This is a genomic window from Roseospira goensis, from assembly GCF_014197795.1.
Classification (GTDB): Bacteria; Pseudomonadota; Alphaproteobacteria; order Rhodospirillales; family Rhodospirillaceae; genus Rhodospira; species Rhodospira goensis.
In genome coordinates, this window is sequence record NZ_JACIGI010000004.1 from 202,389 (window position 1) to 218,817 (window position 16,429).

The 16,429-nt window shown below is 71.2% G+C and carries 14 protein-coding genes; 2 read left to right on the forward strand and 12 right to left on the reverse strand.

Translation table 11 applies throughout. The features are described from left to right. Positions 1-60: 60 nt before the first annotated feature. Both GGD88_RS03865 and GGD88_RS03870 read right to left on the reverse strand, forming a co-directional pair. Positions 61-1,074 (reverse strand): SLAC1 anion channel family protein, encoded by a 1,014-nt coding sequence (locus tag GGD88_RS03865; RefSeq protein WP_184431898.1) that lies wholly within the window; start codon positions 1,072-1,074, stop codon positions 61-63. A gap of 227 nt (positions 1,075-1,301) precedes the next feature. After that, complete coding sequence (locus GGD88_RS03870; RefSeq protein ID WP_184431900.1) at positions 1,302-2,153, reverse strand: helix-turn-helix domain-containing protein; 852 nt, start codon at positions 2,151-2,153, stop codon at positions 1,302-1,304. Positions 2,154-2,253: 100 nt separating this feature from the next. Between GGD88_RS03870 and GGD88_RS03875 the strand changes: the two genes are divergently transcribed. Then, positions 2,254-2,700 carry a nuclear transport factor 2 family protein gene (locus GGD88_RS03875; protein ID WP_184431902.1) on the forward strand — a complete coding sequence of 149 codons (447 nt, stop codon included), beginning with the start codon at positions 2,254-2,256 and terminating at the stop codon, positions 2,698-2,700. Positions 2,701-2,892: 192 nt separating this feature from the next. On the opposite strand, the gene GGD88_RS03880 is transcribed toward GGD88_RS03875, so the two are convergent. The 6 genes from GGD88_RS03880 to dgcN form a co-directional block, all read right to left on the reverse strand. Beyond that, positions 2,893-4,089 carry a GGDEF domain-containing protein gene (locus GGD88_RS03880; RefSeq protein ID WP_184431904.1) on the reverse strand — a complete coding sequence of 399 codons (1,197 nt, stop codon included), beginning with the start codon at positions 4,087-4,089 and terminating at the stop codon, positions 2,893-2,895. 383 nt (positions 4,090-4,472) lie between these two features. After that, complete coding sequence (locus GGD88_RS03885; RefSeq protein ID WP_184431906.1) at positions 4,473-5,420, reverse strand: putative metalloprotease CJM1_0395 family protein; 948 nt, start codon at positions 5,418-5,420, stop codon at positions 4,473-4,475. A gap of 79 nt (positions 5,421-5,499) precedes the next feature. Next, positions 5,500-6,510 (reverse strand): OmpA family protein, encoded by a 1,011-nt coding sequence (locus GGD88_RS03890; RefSeq protein ID WP_184431908.1) that lies wholly within the window; start codon positions 6,508-6,510, stop codon positions 5,500-5,502. 93 nt (positions 6,511-6,603) lie between these two features. Then, complete coding sequence (locus GGD88_RS03895) at positions 6,604-6,930, reverse strand: NADH-quinone oxidoreductase subunit NuoE family protein (RefSeq protein WP_184431910.1); 327 nt, start codon at positions 6,928-6,930, stop codon at positions 6,604-6,606. Between the two features lie 20 nt (positions 6,931-6,950). Continuing rightward, complete coding sequence (gene dgcA / locus GGD88_RS03900) at positions 6,951-7,934, reverse strand: N-acetyl-D-Glu racemase DgcA (RefSeq protein WP_184431913.1); 984 nt, start codon at positions 7,932-7,934, stop codon at positions 6,951-6,953. Then, positions 7,927-8,934 (reverse strand): N-acetyltransferase DgcN, encoded by a 1,008-nt coding sequence (gene dgcN / locus GGD88_RS03905; protein ID WP_184431915.1) that lies wholly within the window; start codon positions 8,932-8,934, stop codon positions 7,927-7,929. The genes dgcA and dgcN overlap by 8 nt, the downstream gene beginning before the upstream one ends. A gap of 131 nt (positions 8,935-9,065) precedes the next feature. Between dgcN and GGD88_RS03910 the strand changes: the two genes are divergently transcribed. After that, on the forward strand, positions 9,066-10,589 hold the full coding sequence (locus GGD88_RS03910; RefSeq protein WP_184431917.1) for a malonate--CoA ligase: 1,524 nt from the start codon (positions 9,066-9,068) through the stop codon (positions 10,587-10,589). Positions 10,590-11,239: 650 nt separating this feature from the next. Here the strand turns inward: GGD88_RS03910 and GGD88_RS03915 are convergent. From GGD88_RS03915 to GGD88_RS03930, 4 genes are all read right to left on the reverse strand, one after another. Next, positions 11,240-13,942 carry a sensor histidine kinase gene (locus tag GGD88_RS03915; RefSeq protein WP_184431918.1) on the reverse strand — a complete coding sequence of 901 codons (2,703 nt, stop codon included), beginning with the start codon at positions 13,940-13,942 and terminating at the stop codon, positions 11,240-11,242. Further along, positions 13,939-14,199: a hypothetical protein gene (locus GGD88_RS03920; RefSeq protein ID WP_184431920.1), complete on the reverse strand. Its 261-nt coding sequence runs from the start codon at positions 14,197-14,199 to the stop codon at positions 13,939-13,941. The genes GGD88_RS03915 and GGD88_RS03920 overlap by 4 nt, the downstream gene beginning before the upstream one ends. Continuing rightward, positions 14,196-14,567, reverse strand: a complete 372-nt coding sequence (locus GGD88_RS18665) for a response regulator (RefSeq protein ID WP_184431922.1) — start codon at positions 14,565-14,567, stop codon at positions 14,196-14,198. The genes GGD88_RS03920 and GGD88_RS18665 overlap by 4 nt, the downstream gene beginning before the upstream one ends. Positions 14,568-14,679: 112 nt before the next feature. Further along, entirely contained in the window at positions 14,680-16,230 is a 1,551-nt protein-coding gene (locus GGD88_RS03930) for a helix-turn-helix domain-containing protein (RefSeq protein WP_184431924.1), read from the reverse strand. Between the last annotated feature and the right edge of the window lie 199 nt (positions 16,231-16,429).

Sequence of the window (16,429 nt, forward strand, 5' to 3'; positions counted from 1 at the left end):
ACCATCGGACCCTCGCGGCCCGGTGTCGCGGGGTGCATCCGGCTCGGGCTGGGGGCGGCGTCAGTCCGGCACGAACAGCTTGCCCTGCACCAGCGCCACCAGGGTGCGCAGGAACACCGTCACGATAACGAGCGTGGTCACCGTCACCAGCGTGGCGCAGATCATCCACATCTCGTCATAGCCGTTGAGGTGGTGGAACTCCATGGCCGCGATGGACACCGCCGCCATCGGGAAGGTGTAGGCCCACCAGGAGACGAAGAACGGCACCCGCAGGTACTGCCCCGCCAGGGTGAAGTTCAGCAGCGTAATGAACAGCGCGACATACAGCAGCACACGTGCGAACCCGTCGACCACCCCGCCGTTGAGCAGGACATACGACAGGAATCCGATGGCCGGCGGCGCAATCAGGATAAACAGCGTTGGCATGAACTTGGCCGGCAACTGATCGTGGAACACGATGCGATAGAACACGATCGTGAACAGCACCACCCAGAACACCATGCCGATCGAGAAGAAGAACCAGGAGACTTCGTCATAGCCCAGGCGCACACCGCTCAACGGCACCAGGACGTTGCCGACCACCGGAATGAACCAGGCCGGGTTCGAGTGGTTGATCTGGTGGTTATGCACGATCCATCGCCCAAGCAGTCGCAGCGTGAACAGCAGATGCAGCACGGTGCCGGTCGCCCACAGGCCCAACGTCCAGGCTTCGGAGTACGGCCCGGTGCCGATCGACAGCAACAGCAGGCTGATCGAGAAGGCGGGAAAAAAGCTGGAGCGCACCGGGTGATTGAACTCGGCCGCCACCTCGGCGGGATGGACCGCCCACTTCACCGCGTACAGGATCGCGATCGCCACGAAGCAGGCGGCCGCCAGGGCGAGAATCGCCTCGCCGATGACCGGCGGTACACCCAGGACGAGGTGGGCCTTGCGCCAGGTGATGCCCAGGCCCGCCGTCCCCATCACCAGGGCGAACAGGGGAATCGGAACATGCATCAGCCAGTTGGAGCCGACTTTCTGGGCATGCTCCGGCTGCGTCTGACCGTTGGGCACGGTCGCACCGGTCTCACTCATGATGAACCATCCTCTCGCCACCCCCGTCCCTTCGGGGTCTAAATTAACACTGTCTAATGTTCAAGACGGCGCACGCGCCGAGGGCCGGGGCCCGCCCGCATGGGCACACCCAAGCGCCCGGCGGCGCGCTCCGTCGGATGAACCAGGATGGTCGCAGTGTAGCGGCCAGGCCGGTGCCACGACTTGACGGGACGCAATGCGGGCCGAGTCCACCCCACCCCAGGCGGTCACCCCGCAGGATGGTCGTGGTCCGGGGTGCCGGCGGTCTCCGCCGCCAGCCGCTCCAGCAGCGCCCGGGAGGCGGCGTCCTCGGGATAGAACAGCTCGATCTGGAGGGTCTGGGCCGTGACGTCCTCCGGGCTGCCGAAGCCGGCCACCATCGAGACCAGGCGCAGGGTCTCGCCGCGCACGCGGTAGACTTCGGGCACGACGCTCGCCAGCGCCGAGGTCGGCGGTTCCGGCGCGTCGCCGAAGCGGCGCGCCGCCTCCGTCCCCCGCAGCCGGCGCAGCACGGCCGCGGCGGCCGGGTCCAGGTCGGCGGCCGTGCGCAGCCGCCGCAGGCAATGGGGTATGACGGCCTCCGGGTTGACCAGGCACCGCCACAGCCCGCCATCGTGCAGCGTCAGGTCGTAGAGGTTCGGCCGCCCGTCCGGCCCGGCGACGGCGGCCCACGGGTCCGCTGCGCCCGGCCCGCCCTCGAACGCCCAGGTCAGCGCCCGGTCGACGCCCGGATTGGTGCTCAGCACGACTCCCGCCCGGTCCATCACCAGCCCGGGATACGGCGCGTGCCGCGCCAGCGCCCGCGCGATCACCGCCCGCGCCGAGGCGAACGCAGGGCCATCCCAGTCGAAGGCGGGGCACGGCGGCCCGAACCCGGCGGCCGCGAACAGCGCGTTGCGCGCGGCGTAGTCCGGCGCCAGCACGGCCCCGAGCTTGGTCAGCGCGGTCCGTCCCGGCTGGGCACGGCCGCTCTCCAGGAAACTGATGTGGCGTTGCGAGACCCCGGCGATATCCGCCAGCGCCATCTGGGACAACCGGCGCCGGCGCCGCAGCGTCGCGAGCATACTTCCGAACCGCATGCCGCAGTCTCCACCCTAGCGCGAATATGATCGGCAGGTAATTGAAACGATAACGGCGGGCGCTCACCCTGTCGACACCCGACCACAGAGGAGCACCCCGATGCTGGACACCTGGCACCGCTGGATCGCCGCGTTCAACCAAGCCTGCGAGGCCGACGCCTGGAGCGCGCTGGACCCGTTCCTCACCGACGATGTGGTGTACATCGTCGCGGGCGTGCCGTTCGCCTGCGAGCTGCGCGGGCGTAAGGCCGTGATCGCCGGGTTCCAGCGCTCCGTCCGCGGTTTCGACCAGCACTTCGAGCGCCGCACCTGGACCGGCGTCGGCGTCCGGCTGTGGGAGCCGGGCACCGTCACCGCGCGCGCCCTCGGCCGCTACACGCGGGCCGGTGCCCCCGACCTGACCTTCGCGGCTCACGGTACCTGGGTGTTCCGCCATGATCGTATCGCCATGATGCTCGACCTGTACGATCCGGCGGAAGCGGACATCCAGGCGGCGATGGCCTGGCTGGGCGAGCACGGGGCGGACCTGGACCCGAGCTACGCTTAGCGCCGATCGCTCGAAATCGGAACCGCAGATGCGGTCCGATTTCGAACATGAATCGGCTCTACATTATTGAGTTTACAGCCGATTATCGCGACAAACCGAAGTCGTGCCGCGATTCCGGTTTGTCGCAATCGGCTGTAGCAAACCGTGCCGCGCCGCCCGGGTCCGGCCACGGCGTCAGGCCACGGCGTCACGTCACGGCGTCACGTCACGGGGGGGGGCGGCCCCTTCGGCCCGCACCCGGTCGCGGCCGGCCGCCTTGGCCGCATAGAGGGCGCGGTCGGCGCGGGCGATCAGGCTGGCGACGGTCTCGCCGCGATCCTGGGGCCCGGCGGTCGACACGCCAACGCTGGCGGTCAGGGTCAGCCGTGTACCGTCCGTCAGCACCGCCGGCGCCGTCGCGATGGCGGCGCGCAGCCGTTCGGCCACCCGCAGCGCGGCCCCGGCGTTGGTCTCCGGCAGCAGGACGACGAACTCCTCGCCCCCCAGGCGCGCCAGCAGGTCCTCGCCCCGCAGCGCACCCCGCGCGGTCGTCACCACATGCCGCAGCGCGTCGTCCCCCGCCGCGTGGCCGTGCGTGTCATTGACCGCCTTGAAGTTGTCGAGGTCGAAGACAAGCACCGAAACCGCCTGGCCCGTGCGTGACCGATGGACGATGACGTGTTCCGCGACCGCGAAGAACGCGCGCCGGTTAAAGACGCCGGTCAGGGGATCCTGCGCGGCCAGGGCTTCGAGCTGGCGTAGCAGGTGCTCGGCCGTCAGCGCCAGAAAGCCCATCGCCAGCGTCATGAACGCCACCACCGACGTCAGGTCGCCAAGCCCCACCACCAGGTCGGTCCCGCCCACCGGTCCTCCGGCCAGGACCACCATCCCCCACAGCCCGCGGCCGAGGAAGACCAGCCCGTGCAGGCCCACACCCACCACCAGGATATAGCCGGAGGCCAGATGGCCGGCCCGCTTGCGCGGCCAGAAGGTGGCCACGATCAGGCCGTCGAAAGCGGCGATCACCAGGGCCATGATCACGAACCGGATCAGGTCGACGCGGTCCACAGCGGAGAAGTAGTACAGCAGGATCAGGACGACGACACAGAACAGAATGAAGGGGCTCTGGTGACGCGGCACCCGCCGGGCCATGAACAAACGACTGCCACGATAGATCAGGGCGTAGCCCAACAGGACGGCGAGATTTGTGAGGACCACCGACGGCGCCAGCGGCATCCCGAGATGGCGCAGCCACGTCGCCAGCATGGCGACGGTCAGGGCGCCCAGACCGAAGGCCCAGTCGCGCACGCCGGGCACCGACGGCTGAAGCCGCCAGATGAAGCCGACCACCCCGGTCGCGACCCCGCTGACCACCGTCGCGACCAGGAAAAGTGTGAACCCATCCAGCATGCTACCAAGCCTCGGTGCGGCATCCCGCCCGGAGCAGAGCGCCCCGGTCGCGACCACCGCATGGTCGCGATCCGGGGCGTGGGTCCGCTCCGAATGGCCGTCTCTTGAACCGGTTCACGTCGGGATCCAGGCACGCATGACTCGGCTCGCCCGAGACTGTACGCGCAAGTCCGGACTCTTTCCAAGGAGCCCCGCCCAAGGCGCCGACGCGTGCCCCTGTCAGGCTCAGACAGGGGGGCGCGCCTGTTACAGCCGACCGCGACAAACCGGACTCGCGGCGCGATTTCGGTTTGCCGCACAAATCGGCTGAGACTCATATAGGTCGCGCGGAGTCACGCAATCAATCCGAACCACATCGTGGTTCCGATTGATCGCGATCCGCGCTAGGCGATCAGGCTGAACACGGTCCGCGGCGGTGTCAGGGCGGGCGCCGCGTCCGCCGATCCGGGAGCGGCCGGGCCGGGGGCCAGGGCGCCGGCGCTGCCATAGGCCGCGGCGGCGGCTCCGAAGAAGGCGGCCCGCCGGTCCGGGCTCCCCGCCGCCACACCCTCCTCCGTCTCGGCCGCATCCTCCCGTTCCTCCTCGCGCTCCTGCTCGCGCTGGGCCGCCTCGGCCTGGGCAAGCGCCGCCTCCGCCGCCGCGGCGGCGGCACGGTCGGCCGGCGACGGATCGGCCGGCGCCAGCGCGGCGCGCTTGACCTGTTCGAGTTGGCGGATCGCCTGCTCGGGGTCGGTGCTGCCGGAGGCATTGAGCGTGATGCTGACCTCACCGCCCACCGCATACTGGCGGCCGTCGGGACCGGTCACATAGGTGAAGGTGGCCGGGCCGGTCACCCCGACGCCGGCGGCCTTGTGCGCCGCCTCGTGCTGACGCACCCGGCGGTCGATGGCCTGCAGGCGACGGACCTCGGCCCGCTCCTCCGGGGTCAGGCCGTCCGGGCCGACGTCCCCGTTGACCCCTGACGTGCCCCCGGCCGCGCCTCCGCCACCGCTGCCAAGCGAGGCGGCGACCGCCGTCATCGGCTCCCCGGTCAGGGGGTCAATCTCGACAGGCTCGCCGGTCAGGGGATCCAGGCGGGTCTGCACCGCGCCGTCGAGGCGGCCCAGCGTCCCGAGCACATCGGTGGACAGCGATGGGGTCCGACCGGCGATCTGGACGGGGACGCCGGACCGGCCCGCCACGGCGCCGGAAGGGGCACGCCGGGCCGCGGCCGCGCCCTGGCGGGGCGCCCCGTCCCGGGCCGCGCTGCCCGATGCCCCCTCGACGGCGGGCGGGCCCGATGGCCGCGACACGCTGGCCGGCATCTGGAACACGCTGACAGGCGAGAGCATGGCGACACGCCCGACTCAAACACTTCGACAAGACTAGAATAGGACCCGTCACCACACCCTTCAAGCACGCGGCCGGCGATCACCGCCGCACCAGCTCCACCCGGCGGTTCAGGGCCCGGCCCGCTTCGGTGTCGTTGCGCGCCACCGGGGCCAGCGGCCCCACGCCGGCGGGCACCAGCCGATCCGGCGCAACGCCGAACCGACCGGTCAGGGCCGCCACCACCGCGGCGGCGCGCCGGCGCGACAGGTCCATGTTGTAGGCGTGGCCGCCGGTCATGTCGGTGTGGCCGACCACGTACAGGGTCAGCGCCGGATCGCCGGCCAGCAAGGCGGCGATCTCCGCCAGCGTCGGATCGCTCTCCGGCTGCACCTCATCGCGATCAAACGCGAAATGGATGCCATAGAGGGCGACCCGCCCCTCCTCGTCCAGGTCACCCGCCATCGCCTCGGCGTCGACGAACACCATGCGGTCGTCCATCGGCGCCGACTCGACCACGTCCACCAGCACCAGGGGATGCTCGCGGGTCTCCGGATGGTGGTCGAAGCCCTCGACCGCGGCGAACACGGAGACGACCACCGTCCCCTCGGCGGTCTCGCGGGCCAGCGCCGCGTAGCGCGGATCGCGCGGCAGCGAAAAGGCGTGCTCGGTCAGTCGCCCCAGGGTGCTGAGCTTACGGTCCAGCGGGTACAGGACGTAGGAGACCAGAAAGCTGCCGCCGCCCGGCCCACAGGCCGAACCGCCGCACTGCCACAGGGTCTCGAACCCTTCGGCACCCAGGGCCTGCTGGTAGTTGCGCACGATCTCAAGCGGCGACGCATCCGGGGGCGCGACGTAGATCAGCCGCGTGCGCCGGCCTTCGACGGGGCGCACGGTCTCCGGCACCCACGCATCGCCGGGGCCGCGCACGGCCGGGCCGAGCGGCAGGTCGAAGGCGTCGAACGACACCGCCTCGTGACCGATGATGGCCGCCCCCTCGAAGCGCGGCACCATCGGATGGTCGGCGGTGCCGGGCGCGTCCTCCATCGCCCGGGCCACCGATAGGGGCGCCGTGATCGCCAGGACCAGGGCAAGAAACGCTGAACCTCGCATGGCCTGTCCTCCCGTCTTGGAAGAGACAGGATACCGCAGGACGACCGCACGCGGTGTGACACCGATGCGAGCGGCCCGGGCGGCGCCAGCGCCTCAGCCCCGCGCCGCCGGCGGCACGGCGGCGGGATCGGCGGGTGCGCCCGCGCCGGCCCGGTGGGCCGCCACCGCGTCGCAGACCTCCGCCACCCGTGCCGCCGTCATGCCGACAAAAAACGCGCCCGCCTTGATGCGCAGGTTCGGGCCGAGCGTGCAGCGCCCCAGACACCGGATCTCCTGCACCCGCAGGGGCAGGCCGCGACGCGCCGCCTCGGCCTCAAGGGCCGCGATCACCGCCCGCGAGTCGCGGCCACCGCAGGAGGGCGAGCCCGGCGGCCGGTCCTTGACGCAGGCGATCACGGTTGTCGGCTCGGCCTTGGTCACGACTCCGGTGCCCCCACGCGTTACCCCCACAACGCCGCCGGCGGCGGCTCCATGCGGCCGCGATGGTAGGCGATGCCCGGGTCACGATCGCGCGCCAGCAGCACCGGCCCGTCCAGGTCGACGAAATCCGCCGCCCCGGCGACCACGGTCGCCGGCGCCATCGCCAGCGAGGTCCCGACCATGCAGCCGACCATCACGCGCAGGCCATGGGCTCGCGCCGCCGCCACCATGTCCAGCGCCTCGGTCAGGCCGCCGGTCTTGTCCAGCTTGACGTTGACCGCCCCATAGAGCGCCGCCAGCCGCGGCACATCCGCGCTGACGTGTGCGCTCTCGTCGGCGCACAGGGTCACCGGTGACTCCAGGCCCGCGAGGGCCCCGTCCCGGTCCGCCGGCAGCGGCTGCTCCAGCAGGTCCACCCGCAGGCGCGCCAGCTCCGGCAGCAGAGCGCGGAGCTGGTCCGGGGTCCAGGCCTCGTTGGCATCCACGATCAGGGCGGACTCCGGCGCCCCGGCCCGCACGGCGGCGATGCGGGCCAGGGGGTCCTCGGCTCCCACCTTGACCTTGAGCAGGGGCCGGTCGGCCAGCGCCCTCGCCTTCTCGGCCATGGCCTCCGGGGCGGCGATGCTGAGCGTCTCGGCCGTCACCAGGGCGGCCGGCGGCGGTGCCACCCCGGCGAGGTCCCAGACCCGACGGCCGGTGCGCTTGGCCTCCAGGTCCCACAGCGCGGCGTCCAGGGCGTTGCGGGCGGCCCCGGCGGGCATGCGGTCATGCACCGCCCGTCGGTCCAGACCCGCCGCCAGGTGGGCACGCAGACCCTCGATGTCGGCGACCACGCCGTCGACGGTCTCGCCGTAGCGGGCATAGGGCACCGCCTCGCCCCGCCCCACGATGGCCCCATCCGTCAGCGTGGCCACGACCACCACCGCCTCGGTGCGGGTGCCGCGCGCGATGGTGAAGCCGCCTGCGATCGGCCAGCGTTCAATGGCGACGGTCAACTCAGGCATCGGACAGCAGCCGGTCCACCAGGGGCTCCACGCCGCCGCGCACCGGGTCGACGACCGGCATGCCGAGTTGCTCGGCCGCCTCGTGCATGACACGCCGCGCCGCATCGTCGTCCAGGGACGAGGTGTTGAAGCAGGCGCCGATGAAGCGGGCCTTCGGGTTCACCAGGCGGGCACAGCGCAGGTTCAGGTCCACGCAGTCCTCCAGCGACGGCAGAGGAAAGCCGGGCAGGCCGCGCATGTGCGGCCGGCCGGGCTCGTGGCACAGGACAAGGGCGTGGGGCTGGGCGCCGTGCAGCAGGCCCAGCGAGACGCCGGCGTAGGAGGCATGGAACAGGCTGCCCTGTCCCTCGACCAGATCGTAGTGGTCCTCGTCGTGGGCCGGGCATAGCGTCTCGGTGGCACCGGAGATGAAATCTGCCACCACGGCGTCGACACTCACCCCCTCACCCGCGATCAGGATTCCAGTCTGTCCGGTGGCGCGGAAGTCGGCCTTGCAGCCGCGCGCCTTGAGGGCCCGTTCCATGGCCAGCATGGCGTACATCTTGCCGACCGAGCAGTCGGTGCCCACCGCCAGCACGCGCTTGCCCGCACGCGGCACGCCATGGGCAACCGGGAAGGTCTCGGTCGGATGGCGCACATCGTAGAGCTTGCGCCCATGCTCCTGCGCCGCCGCGACCAGCTCCGGGATATCGTTGAGCCGCTGGTGCAGACCGGCGGCGATGTCCAGGCCGGCGGCCATCGCCTCCAGGAACACCGCGCGCCAACTCTCCCCGATGATGCCGCCGCGGTTGGCGACCCCCACCACCAGCGTGGCCGCGCCGCGCGCGGCGGCCTCGGCGACCGTCATGTCGCGCAGGCCCAGGGTCGTCTTGCAGCCTTCAAGGCGGAGCTGCCCCAGGCAGATGTCCGGGCGCCAGTGGTGGATGCCGCGCGCGGTCTTGGCGGCGAGGTCATCGGCGGCGTCGCCGAGGAACAGAAGGTAGGGCTGACTGAGATGCATCGACGGATTCCGCTCTGTGACGTGGGACGGTGTCGGCGGCACCGTATGCCCCCTTTTGCCTCAGGGAAAGAGGCTGTGTATAACCCGGTCCGCAGTCCCTCCCGCCCGATGCCGCCGCGAAAGGCCCGCCCATGACCGAGTCCCTTTACACCCTATTGGAGTCTCGCTTTCCCGCCGACCGCACCAAGGTCCTGTTGGAGACCGACGCGGGGACCCGCTTCACGTATGGCGAGGCCGAGGCGGCCGCAACCCGCATGGCGCGGGCGCTCGCGGATCGCGGGGTGAAGGCGGGCGACCGGGTGGCGGTGCAGGTCGACAAGTCGCCGGCGGCCCTGTTCCTGTACCTGGCCTGCCTGCGCGCCGGCTTCGTGTTCCTGCCCATGAACACGGCCTATCGCCCGGACGAGGTGGACTATCTGGTTGGCAACGCCGAGCCGGCCGCCGTGATCTGCCGCCCGGCCGATGAGGAGATCGTGCGCGGCATCGCGGATCGGCACGGCACCCCGCTGGTGCTGACCCTGGACGCGGACGGCGCGGGCAGCCTCGCCGACGCCGCCGCCGAGGCCCCGGCCGATTTCCCGGTGGCGGCGTGCGCGGCCGACGACCTCGCCGCCATGCTCTACACCAGCGGGACCACCGGCAAGCCCAAGGGGGCCATGCTGACCCAGCGCAACCTGGCCGCCAACGGCCTGGATCTGGTGGAGAGCTGGCGCTTCACGGCGGACGACGTGCTGCTGCACGCGCTGCCGATCTTCCACGCGCACGGCCTGTTCGTGGCCTGCCACTGCGTGCTGTTGGCCGGCGCGTCGATGCTGTGGCTGCCCGGGTTCGACCGCGCCAGCGTGATCCGCCTGCTGCCCCGCGCCACCACGTTCATGGGTGTGCCCACGTTCTATACCCGGCTGCTGGACGGGGACGACTTCGACCGAGACGTCTGTGCCGGCATGCGGCTGTTCACCGCCGGCTCGGCGCCGCTGCTGGCCGAGACGCACGAGGCGTTCGAGGCCCGCACCGGTCACGCCATCCTGGAACGCTACGGCATGACCGAAACCGGCATGCTGACCGGCAACCCCTACGACGGGGACCGCCGGCCCGGCTCTGTCGGCGTTCCCTTCCCGCGGGTCGAGGTGCGTATCGCCGACGATCAGGACCGGCCGCTGGGCCGGACCGAGATCGGCGGCATCCAGGTGCGTGGCCCCAACGTCATGAAAGGCTATTGGCGCCTGCCCGAGAAGACGGCCGAGGAGTTCACCGCCGACGGCTGGTTCCGCACCGGCGACGTCGGCCGCATCGACGACCGCGGCTACCTGTTCATCGTCGGGCGGGCCAAGGATCTCGTGATCTCGGGCGGCTACAACGTCTATCCGAAGGAGGTCGAAAGCGTCATCGACGAGCTGCCTGGCGTGGTGGAGAGCGCGGTTATCGGCGTGCCGCATCCGGATTTCGGCGAGGCCGTCGTGGCCGTGGTGGTGCCCGCCGCCGAGGGCGCGCCCGATGAGGCGGCCGTCATCGCGCACTGCAAGGCCCACCTGGCGAACTACAAAACGCCCAAGCGGGTGTTCTTCGTGCCCGCGTTGCCGCGCAACACCATGGGCAAGGTGCAAAAGGCGCAGTTGCGCGAACAGAACGCGGCGTTGTTCGCGCCGGTGGGATAGGGGGACACGGGCGCCCCACAGGCAGGCGGTCCCACGCCGGAGCGTGGGACCGAGAACCCCTGATCTTCCACCCACGCTCCCGCGTGGGCGCCCCACAGGCACGCGGTCCCACGCGGGAGCGTGGGACCGAGAAGGGAACCCCTGATCTTCCGCCCACGCTCCCGCGTGGGCGGGCCTGCGCTTCGCATCCGGTCCCACGCCGGAGCGTGGGACCGAGAGAGGGTTTCTCGCGCCTACGCGCCCGCTTGGGCGCCCCACAGGCACGCGGTCCCACGCCGGAGCGCGGGACCGAGAACCCCTGATCTTCCGCCTACGCGCCCGCTTGGGCGCCCCACAGGCACGCGGTCCCACGCCGGAGCGTGGGACCGAGAGAAGGTTTCTCGCGCCCACGCGCCCGCTTGGGCGCCCCACAGGTACGCGGTCCCACGCGGGAGCGTGGGACCGAGAAGGGTTTCTCGCGCCCACGCTCCCGCGTGGGCGCCCCACAGGTACGCGGTCCCACGCGGGAGCGTGGGACCGAGAAAGGGTTTCTCGCGCCCACGCTCCCGCGTGGGCGCCCCACAGGCACGCGGTCCCACGCCGGAGCGTGGGACCGAGAGAGGGTTTCTCGCGCCTACGCGCCCGCGTGGGCGCCCGCACGGGCCGGCCCGCTACGGCGGCGGCTCCTCGGTTGTCGTCGGCAAAGTGACGCGGAAGCGCGCCCCCTGCCCAGGCCGGCCCGCGTCCAGCGTCAGGTCGCCGCCCATGCGGCGCATGATCCCCCGGCTGATGGCGAGCCCCAAACCGGCGCCCTTGTGGCCGCCCTTGGTCCAGGTGGCCGAGAAGATGGAGAACACGCGGTCCCGGTGCTCGGCGGGCACACCCGGGCCGTTATCGCCGATCACGGCTTCGTAGCGACCGTCGCGCACCCGGCTTTTCACCGTGATCTCGACGGCGTCCTTGTCGTTGTGGCGCACGGCGTTGGACAGCAGGTTGATGAACACCTGCCTGAGCCGGTCCGGATCCGCCTCCACCCGTGCCCCTCCGGCGCGCGTCCCGCACACCACCCGCACCGGCGCCTCGCCGCGCAGCCCCTCGCAGGTCTCCAGGGCCACGTCCAGCACCGCGTCCGGGTCCACCGGCTCCAGGGTGATCGGAATCTCGCCGCGTTCCACCACCCGCAGGTCCAGAATCACGTCCAGGAGCCGGGTCAGGCGGATGCTCTCGTCGTGGATGATGTTGACGAAGCGGCGCGCCTGCGTGCTGTCGAGGTCCGGAGAGGTGCGCAGGATCTCCGAGAACGACCGGATCGCGGTCATGGGCGTGCGCACCTCGTGGCTGACCTGGCTGAGGAAATCATCCTTCTGGCGGTCGATCTCGCGGAGCTGCGCGTTGGCCTCGCGCAACTGGCGGGCCGCGGTCTCCAGTTCGTCGGACTTGCGTTCGAGCGCCTGGCTGTAACGCATGATGCGGGCGGTCTCGTCGGCGATGCTGACCAGTTCGTCAAAGCTGACCTCCTCACCACCGGCCACCTGGGCCATCATCGCCCGGGCCGAGGCGGCGCCGACGCTGCCCGCCAGCCGGCGCTCCAGGTCCCCGATCAGGTCCTCGGTGGGCATGGGCAGGCCGGCGCTGATGCCCTGGCGGCGGGCGAAGGCATCGAACAGGTCCTGCGCCGGCTCGGCGCCCAGGATGCGCTGGGCCAGGATGAACAGTTCCTCGCTGGTGGCGATGCGCTGCACCCGGGTCCGCTCGCGCGCCCCGACATCGGCCCCGCCGCGGAAGACGTCGACGAACTGGCGCGCCTGCAGCCACTCCAGCGGATGCGGCTCGCGGCTCAGCGAGCCGGCGATGAACAGCAGCGCGTTCGCCGCCAGGCTCCAGAAGGTGGCATGCACCAGCGGATCCAGGCCGTCCAGCCCGAACAGCGCCTGCGGCCGCAGCAGGGCGATCCCGAACGGGCCATGCAGCAGCGTATCCGCCCCCAGCGGACCGCCGTCCTCCAGGCTGGGCAGGCCGAGGGTGTACATCCACATCAGAAAGCCGGCGGTCAGGCCCCACAGGGCGCCGCGCCGGTTGGCCTGGGGCCAGTACAGGCCGCCAAGCAGGCTGGGCAGGAACTGCGCCACGCCGACGAAGGCGATCAGGCCGATGGCCGCCAGGGCGTCCGACGCCCCGCTGACGCGGAAGTACAGGAACCCGAGCAGGATCAGGGTGGCGATGGCGATACGGCGGCTGGTCAGCAGCAGCCGGCGCACATCGCCGCTGGTGCGGGCGCGCTCGCGCGCCAGTCGCAACGCCAGCGGCGCCACGATGTGGTTCGACACCATCGTCGACAGCGCGATCGACGAGACGATGATCATCGAGGTCGCGGACGAGAACCCGCCCAGGAACACGAACAGCGCCAGCGCCTCGGCATCCGCCATCAGCGGCAGGGTCAGCACGTACATGTCCGGATCGGCACCCGACGGCAATAGCGTCATGCCGGCGACCGCGATCGGCAGCGTGAACAGCGAGCTGAGGAACAGGTAGGCCGGGAACAACCAGGACGCCGTGGCGACGTGGCGCTCGTCCTCGTTCTCCACCACGATGACCTGGAACTGCCGCGGCAGGCACAGGATGGCGGCCGCCGACAGCCCGACCAGGGTAACCCAGCGCGGCCCGAACACCTCCTCCGCCTGCAGGAACCCCGGTGGCGCGGTGGCGAACAGCGCCCCCGGCCCGTCGAACAGGCCGAAGACGACGAACGCCCCCACCGCCAGCAACGCGAACAGTTTGACCAGGGCTTCCAGGGCGATGGCCGCCACGACGCCGTGGTGGCGCTCGTTGGCGTCCACGTTGCGGGTGCCGAACAGGATGGTGAACGCGGCCATCGCCACCGCCACCCAGAACCCGGCCCGGAAATCGGCGTGATCCAGCGGCACGCCGGCGATGACCTGGTAGCTGATGGTCACGGCCTTGAGCTGCAGCGCGATGTAGGGGGTCGCCGCCGCCACCGCGATCAGGGTCACCAGCGCGCCCAGGGCCTCGCTCTTGCCGAACCGCGACGAGATCAGGTCGGCGATCGAGGTGATGCGCTGGGTGCGGCCGATGCGCACCAGCTTGCGCAGCAGCACCCACCAGCCCACGAACACCAGCGTCGGGCCGAGGTAGATGGTGGCGAACTCCAGGCCGCTGCGCGCCGCCGAGCCGACCGCGCCGTAGAATGTCCAGGAGGTGCAGTAGATCGAGATCGACAGCGTGTAGACCAGCGGCGAGCGCAGCCATCCCGTCCGCCCGATCCGCGCCCGGCGATCGCCCCAGTACGCGACCGCGAACAGCAAGGCCACGTAGCCGAGGGCCGCCACCAGGGCGAACTCGACCGCCGGCGTCATCGTTCGGCACCGCTGCGCGGCGTGAGGGCGCCGGCCAGACGCGCCGCCACCAGGATCAGCGCGGCCCAGACCCCGAACACGTAGAGCACGATCGCCGGCACCCCGCCGAGCGCGCCCCACCCCAGCGGGATGGCGATCAGCGGCGGCATGAGGGCAAAGGTGCCGAACACCGGGACCAGGATGGCCAGATCGCGCCAGCGCCGGCGCGGCGCATCCTCCGCCGCCGCCGGCACACCGGCGTCGTCCGCGTCCCTCACGGCGCCGCCAGGCCGCGCACCGCCCGCACCACGTCCTGGTTCGAGAACGGCTTGGCGATGAAGGCGTCGGCCCCCATCTGCTCGGCCATCTGGCGGTCGCGCGCCTGCCCCTTGGCGGTCAGCATCAGGACCGGCAGCCCGGACAGGGCCGGCTCCGCCCGTACGGCCTTGAGCACCTCGAAGCCGTTGCGGCGCGGCAGCATGATGTCGAGGATCAGGAGATCGGTCGCCGGCGCCGTCCGCAACTGCGACAGGGCATCGTCGCCGTCCCGCGCGGTGGCGATGTCGTAGCCCTCGCGGCCCAGGATGAAGACCAGCGATTCCAGGATGCTCGGCTCGTCCTCGGCGATCAATAGGCGCGTGGCCACGCGCGTCCTCCCTGTCCCTGTCGGCCTTATTATGGCGTTTGGTCCACCATCGTACTCGTGCCGGGTGTCGATGACAAAGCCGCAGGTGCGGCGCTCCCCGCCCGCCCCGGTGTCACGCCGGCACGATCGGGTCCGCGACCCGATGCGGGCACCGCTCGCGCGGGCACACGCGACACGACACGCCGACGGCATCGGCGCGCGCCCGGGGCGACAGGTCGAGACCGTCGCCGTAAACCACCCGGTCGGCGAACTGGACGTCGCAGACCAGGGCGATCGACAGGTGGCGCGGGGGGACCGCGAAGCTGTCCACGCCCTTGCCCACGGTCTGGGCGACGAACAGCACCCGGTCGCCTGACGGGGTCTCGGCGAGCTGGCGCACGATCGCCCCGGGGGTCTGGAACGCGCGGTAGACCGCCCACAGCGAACAGGCCGAGCCGTGGCGCGGCATGGGCAGTCGCGGCAACGGGAACGGCTTGCTGAGGTTGCCGGCCGGGTCGGCGCGCAGCATGCCGAACGGCACCCCCTCGGCACCGGGCCGGCGCAGGCTCACGTAGCGCTGGCAGATCTGTTCCACGCTAGCCAGGTACTTGCGCCGCATCAGGCCGATGTCGTAACGCAGCCGCTCCGCGTCCTCCCGGAACGGCTCGTACGGAAACAGCAGCGCGGCGGCGGCATAGGACGCGAGCACCCCCTCGGCCCGGGTCCGCGCGGCCGGCGAGGCCAGGCTCGGGGCGGCGTCAATGAGCGCCCGGATCGGCTCCGCCAGCTCGCGCGCAACCACCCGGCAGGCCAGGGCGAAGCGCCGGCTGGGGGCCGGCGCGCCCTCCTCCAGGGCGGGATCGGTCACATCCTCCGGCGCCGGCTGCGGTGCACCGCGCCCGCGCCGTTGCCGGGGCGCCGCCGCCACGTCGCCGCTCTCCAGCACGGTGGTCAGCTTGACCGCCCCGCCAGCCTGATCGGCCCCGATGCGGCGGCGCAGGCGATCCGCGCCCTCCTCCAGGGTCGGGAAGTGCGCGTTGCTGGCCAGGATGAAGTCGTCCACCTCCTCGGCCGGCGTGATCGCCTGCTTGGGCGCCTCGGCCCGGTCCAGGAAGTCCGCCAGCGCCTGGGCGGCGTCGGACAGGCGCGTGCTCTCCGAGACCAGCGTGGAGCGGAAGCGCCGCGAGTGGCCGGCGTCGAGGTCGTCCACGCTTTCCAGGATCTCGGCGGTGGAGCGGATGCCAGCGATGGTGGTCAGCATGCGGTGCACGATGTCGGACAGGAACGGATCCTGGCGCAGGCGGTCCGACAGGGCGGCGATCACCTCGCCGCGGTCGCGGCACTCCCGGTGCAGCAGCGCCAGGGCCTGCGCCCAGCCCGGATGACGGCCCACCAGGGCCGGCACGGTCGCCGCCTGCAACCCCAGGGCGGCCAGCAGCGGCTCGCCCGCCAGTTCGGTCACCTCGTTCATGAGGCGCCGGTCGGCGGCGTCGTCGAGCGTCGCGGGGTCCAGATCGAGGGCGCGGGCGATGCGAATCAGAAGCGCGCCGCCGATGCTCCGCTTCCCGCGTTCGATGAGATTGAAATAGGACGTGGAGATTCCGACCTGCTTCGCCAGCTCTGCTTGTGTCAGGCCCAGGGCTTTGCGCTTTTCGCGTATCTTGAGGCCGAACCCCGTTTCCATGCCAGCCTCCCGGAATGACAGGGCTTTTTGCGGCGCAAGGTGGAATAATTGACAACTCGACAGCCCATTCAAATCAAATTATTACAAAAAGCCCTTTTCAAATCAATATATTATTGTCCTTTTGACAACCTCCCCGTATCGCTGAAGGCAGAAGCTCGCCGGTCTCGCGCTCCCAGTGCGCCGATCGGGCTTCGATCGC

Coding starts and splice junctions, on each gene's coding strand:
- GGD88_RS03865 (WP_184431898.1), bottom strand. CDS start 1,074: ATGAGTGAGACCGGTGCGACCGTGCCCAACGGTCAGACGCAGCCGGAG.
- GGD88_RS03870 (WP_184431900.1), bottom strand. CDS start 2,153: ATGCGGTTCGGAAGTATGCTCGCGACGCTGCGGCGCCGGCGCCGGTTG.
- GGD88_RS03875 (WP_184431902.1), top strand. CDS start 2,254: ATGCTGGACACCTGGCACCGCTGGATCGCCGCGTTCAACCAAGCCTGC.
- GGD88_RS03880 (WP_184431904.1), bottom strand. CDS start 4,089: ATGCTGGATGGGTTCACACTTTTCCTGGTCGCGACGGTGGTCAGCGGG.
- GGD88_RS03885 (WP_184431906.1), bottom strand. CDS start 5,420: ATGCTCTCGCCTGTCAGCGTGTTCCAGATGCCGGCCAGCGTGTCGCGG.
- GGD88_RS03890 (WP_184431908.1), bottom strand. CDS start 6,510: ATGCGAGGTTCAGCGTTTCTTGCCCTGGTCCTGGCGATCACGGCGCCC.
- dgcA (WP_184431913.1), bottom strand. CDS start 7,934: ATGCCTGAGTTGACCGTCGCCATTGAACGCTGGCCGATCGCAGGCGGC.
- dgcN (WP_184431915.1), bottom strand. CDS start 8,934: ATGCATCTCAGTCAGCCCTACCTTCTGTTCCTCGGCGACGCCGCCGAT.
- GGD88_RS03910 (WP_184431917.1), top strand. CDS start 9,066: ATGACCGAGTCCCTTTACACCCTATTGGAGTCTCGCTTTCCCGCCGAC.
- GGD88_RS03915 (WP_184431918.1), bottom strand. CDS start 13,942: ATGACGCCGGCGGTCGAGTTCGCCCTGGTGGCGGCCCTCGGCTACGTG.
- GGD88_RS03930 (WP_184431924.1), bottom strand. CDS start 16,230: ATGGAAACGGGGTTCGGCCTCAAGATACGCGAAAAGCGCAAAGCCCTG.